This window comes from Caulobacter sp. (genome assembly GCF_035254145.1).
Lineage (GTDB): Bacteria > Pseudomonadota > Alphaproteobacteria > Caulobacterales > Caulobacteraceae > Caulobacter.
Window position 1 is genome coordinate 1 of record NZ_DATFAV010000183.1, and the last position, 4,357, is coordinate 4,357.

General features: G+C 70.0%; 4 protein-coding genes and 1 pseudogene. 2 read left to right on the forward strand and 3 right to left on the reverse strand.

The features are described 5' to 3' along the window. A partial coding sequence (locus VJ655_RS10945; RefSeq protein ID WP_324111091.1) for a hydrogen peroxide-inducible genes activator occupies window positions 1-800 on the reverse strand: 800 nt, incomplete at its 3' end. 259 nt (window positions 801-1,059) lie between these two features. Between VJ655_RS10945 and creS the strand changes: the two genes are divergently transcribed. Both creS and VJ655_RS10955 read left to right on the forward strand, forming a co-directional pair. Continuing rightward, window positions 1,060-2,430, forward strand: a complete 1,371-nt coding sequence (gene creS, locus VJ655_RS10950; protein WP_324111092.1) for a crescentin — start codon at window positions 1,060-1,062, stop codon at window positions 2,428-2,430. Further along, a pseudogene (locus VJ655_RS10955) lies at window positions 2,408-2,536 on the forward strand (hypothetical protein); the annotation flags it as partial. The gene creS and the pseudogene VJ655_RS10955, both read left to right, overlap by 23 nt. A 28-nt stretch (window positions 2,537-2,564) precedes the next feature. Here VJ655_RS10955 and VJ655_RS10960 read toward each other — a convergent pair. Continuing rightward, on the reverse strand, window positions 2,565-3,080 hold the full coding sequence (locus tag VJ655_RS10960) for an SRPBCC family protein (protein WP_324111094.1): 516 nt from the start codon (window positions 3,078-3,080) through the stop codon (window positions 2,565-2,567). Window positions 3,081-3,151: 71 nt separating this feature from the next. Further along, the gene (locus VJ655_RS10965) at window positions 3,152-4,147 is read right to left on the reverse strand and encodes a TraB/GumN family protein (RefSeq protein ID WP_324111093.1); all 996 of its coding nucleotides are present in this window, start codon (window positions 4,145-4,147) and stop codon (window positions 3,152-3,154) included. Window positions 4,148-4,357: the final 210 nt, after the last annotated feature.

Below are 4,357 nucleotides of genomic sequence, written 5' to 3' on the forward strand. Positions count from 1 at the left end.
ACGGTCACGGCCGCGTGGTCGGTCAGCCCCGCCTGCACCGCCATGGCCGGCAGGAACGAGACGCCCAGGCCCGAGCCGATCATCTGCACCAGGGTCGGCAGGGAGGTGGCCGCGAAGCTCTCCTCGTCGCCCACGCCCCCATTTCCATGACGGGGGGGCGGTTCCAGCCCGCAGGCGGCCAGGGCGTGGTCGCGCAGGCAGTGGCCGTCCTCCAGCAGGATCAGGTCATCGTTTCTGAGGCTGTCGGGATCCACTCGTATCGACGCCGCCATCGGGTGGTTGGCCGGGGCGGCGGCCAGCAGTTCGTCGTCCTCGACATGGGCCCAGTCCAGGCCGCTCATGTCGTAGGGCAGGGCGATCAGCGCCGCGTCCAGGGCCCCGCTCTTCAGGGCGCCGATCAGCCGGTGGGTCAGGTCCTCGCGCAGGAACAGGCGCAGCTTGGGAAAACGGTCGCGCAGAACGGGCAGGGCGCGCGGCAGCAGATAGGGGGCCACGGTGGGGATCACCCCCAGCCGGAACCGCCCGACCAGCGGCTGGCCCGCGCCGCGCGCGGCCTGCACCAGGTCCTCGGCCCGGGTCAGGATATCCTCGGCCCGTCGGACCGCCTCCTGGCCGGCGGCGGTCAGGATGACGCCCGAACGCGCCCGGTCGACCACCGACGCGCCCAGGATCTTCTCCAGTTCCTGGATGCCGGCCGACAGGGTCGGCTGGGTGACGTGGGCGTTCTCGGCGGCGCGGCTGAACGAGCCGTGCTCGGAGAGCAGCTTCAGATATTGCAGTTGGCGCAGGGTGGGCAGCATGGCTCGAATATAGGCGCGATCTATCGAATAGCCATGACCGATCGAGAGGATAACTAGAGAGCGGCTGTGTCGAGGCCGCTTCCCCATCCCCAGAAATCGGGGATTCGCCGCCCATCCGCGACGCCCGGTCGCGGTTCCGGCCCCTCGACATTCATCTTGTCCGTGGACTAGGTTGTTAACCTCTGGGTAAGAGATTCGCGGCGTTCGCCCCAGCGTCCCGAGGGACGCGGCGAACACGCACGGGGCGAAGGTGGGCGAGATGAGACTGCTGTCGAAGACTTCTCGGGATAAGAACGCGAAGCCGGCCGTTCTGGGTGACGACACCCGGAGCGAGGCCATGCTTCACCAGATCGAGTCCACCCAGGCGATCGGCCAGCGCTACGAGACCATCCATGGCGGTCTCGACAGCATCGGCCGCGTGATGGAGCACCTGAAGGCCATCGAGCCGCTGATCGCCGAGATCCGCGGCCCGGTCGGCCAAGAGTTCGAGGCTCGCCGCGCCGAGCACGCCGAGCTGATCGCCCTGCGCGCCAACTTCGACCAGGCCCAGCGCCAGATCGCCCAGATCCAAGCCGAGGAGCGCGAGGTCAGCGCCCGTCTGGCCGCTTCCGAAACCGCTCTTGGCGAGTCCGAAGCCCGCCGCCAGAGCCAGGACGTGACGCTGGAGGACAACGCCCTCGAGATCGATCGTCTGCGCAACGCCCTGCTGCAGTCGGATCTCAAGGTCTCCAGTCTCGACGCGTCCCTGCGCGACGCCAACGCCCGCATCGAACATCTGGTCCAGGACGTCGAGGGCCTGCGCGCCCAGGCCCAGGACATCGACGCCCGTCGGGGCGACGCCGAGGCCGCCCTGGCCCGCGCCAACCAAGACAACGCCCTGCTGGGCGAGGAAGCCGCCACGCTCAAGAAGCGCGTCGACCAGGCCGGTCTGGACCTGGCCCGCCTGTCGCGCATCGAGACCGACCTGGAGGCCCAGATCGCCGGCGAGCGCGCCCGCGTCCAGGCCCTGGAAAACGCCCTGGCCGCTCACCAGACCGACAGCGGCCGTATCATCCGCGGCCTGGAAAGCCAGGTCGAGGCCAGCCGCGCCGAGATCTCGGCCCTGCAGACCCGCCTGGAGACCGCCACCGGCCGCGCCGACAAGCTGGAAGAGATGAACACCCAGATCTCGGGCCGCCTGGCCGAGTCCAGCGCTCACCAGAAGGCCGTCGAACGTCGCGCTGGCGACCTCAACGTCGCGCTGGAACGCGCCCTGGAACGTATCCGCGCCCTGGAAGAAGAATCCGAGAGCCTGCGCCAGCGTCACGCCGGTGTCGACACGGCTCGCGCCACCGCCATCGAACGCGCCGACCAGCTGGCCAAGAGCGGCGTCGCCCAGGACAAGGCCCTCAAGCGCGCCGAGGAACGCGCCCAGCAACTGCGCGCCCGTCTCGACGCCATGCAGGAAGCCCAGGACCAGATCCGTCGCGAACACGAGGAGAAGCTCTCCGAACTGCAGGCGACGATCGAGCGCCTCACCTCGGAAAACGCCCTGGCCGAAGGCGCCCTGGAAGCGGCCCGCCGCGACCGCTCGCGCCTGCAGATGGCCCTGCTGGGCGCCAGCGACGATGGGTTGGCCGAGGTCGGCTAAACACCTACCCACGACAAAGAACCCTCGTCATCCCGGCCGCAGCGAAGCGGAGAGCCGGGACCCAGGACCAAGCGCACCGCGCCGGCCCCTGGGTCCCGGGTCGGCTACGCCGCCCGGGATGACGAGGGTTTTTCCTATTTCGCCTCCGCCGCCGCCTTCAGTCCGGCGACCTGCTGGCCGATCACCGCGTCGACGCCGCCCGCGATCTTGTCGAGGCCGCCCTTCAGATAGCCGCCGACATCGTAGGTGACGGTCACCGTCGTCCTGCCGTCCTTCTCCGCCAAGACGAAAGTCAGGGCCCCTGTCGCGCCCGAGGCTTGCAACGGGCCCAGGGCGCCCGACAGCACCAGTCTCGTCCCCGGCGCGGCGTGGACCGTGGTCATGTGCAGCACCGAGCCGCCGTTCGGCAACCGCTCGCAGAAACAGCCGCCCGAGGCCGCCCCCAGGGACAGATTGGCGGCCGAGCCCGACCAGGTGTGGGCCGACGACCACCATTTCGACGGTTGCACGAGCAGCCCCCAGACGGTGGCGGCCGGCGCGTTCAGCACGACCTCGTGTTTCACTTCGAAGCCGTTCGGCGACGCATCGACCACCTCGGCGCGGGCGGCGTCGGTCGCCAGCAGCGCCAGGCCGGCGGCCGCGATCATCATCGGTCTCATGGCTGGGCTCCTCCCGGGAGGGAGGAGGCTGACGGGGTCGACGCCCGCCCGTCAAGCCGCCGCTATTCGACCGGCGAGGTGATCGTCGCGCCGCTGGCCTTCAGACGATCGAGCACGCCATTGGCGGGCAGCAGGAAGCCCAGATCCACCACCGCCACGGTGACGCCGGGACGCCTCAGCGCCTCGGTCATCGACTCGGTCGTCTGGACAAGGCCCTTTTCCAGCAGGGCCGGCCCGCCGGGCGCGTGCACCAGGCAGCGTTGGGCGGCGCTGGCGCGATAGCGGGCGCGCACCGAGGCCAGGTCCCCCTCGGCCCAGTCGCGGCCGATGGTCGTGGAGTTGGCGCCGTCAAAGGCGATCTCGTCCAGCGCCACCCGCAGGCAATAGAGCTGGTCTTCGGGCGAAAGCTTGGAGGCGATCGTCGTCACCGCGCTCATCCGGTACTGGCCGACGGCCTTGACCTTCAGCTTCCGCACCTTGGCCATGCGCTGGATGGTGCTGACGGGCTTGGCCTCGGAAAGCCCCGCCGCCTGGCGGAAATCCGATAGCAGCAGGAAGCCCGCCACGGCCGGTTTCCAGTTCTTGTATTCGCCCGCGCCCTTGCGGGCCTGGAGACGGGACTCCGTGAAGCGCGCCTTCAGGTCCGGCGGCAGCTGGTCCTCGAGCGACTTCCCGAGCGGCTGGCGCAGGCCGCCGCCGAACCGCAGCACGAAGCTGGCGATCTGGGTGACCCCGACCGAGGCCTCGGGCGGCACCAGCACGAGGCTGGCGCGGTCCAGCGCCTTCTCCAGGCGCGGACTGGACCATTTCAGCTGATGGGGCAGGGGGGTGGCCGACCCGAGAATGTAGAGCTTGGCCCCGTCCCGCTCGACCAGCCAGATCGCCGGCCCGGGCGGCTTGGCCATCACGGTCAGCTCGGCGACCACCGCGCTCTCGTCCTGGGGGGGAGCCTGGCCCAGATCCACCGTCGGCGGCGGCGGAGCCGTCTGCGCCAGGGCCGAGGCCGACAAGGTCAGGGAAAGGGCGAGGGCGGACAGAGCGGACTTGGACGCGGCCATCGAAACTCCTTCAGCCCCCGATGTCATCTAACCCTTCTCCCCTTGCGGGAGAAGGTGTCGGCGAGGCAGGACCTCACGCCCTACGAAGTCAAAGCTATTTCCTCTCGTCATCCCGGCCGGAGGACCGCATAGCGGGCTGGAGCGCCGGGACCCAGGGGCCGCCGCGCCGCCGCTGGCCCCTGGGTCCCGGATAGCCTCCGCGAGGCTTCC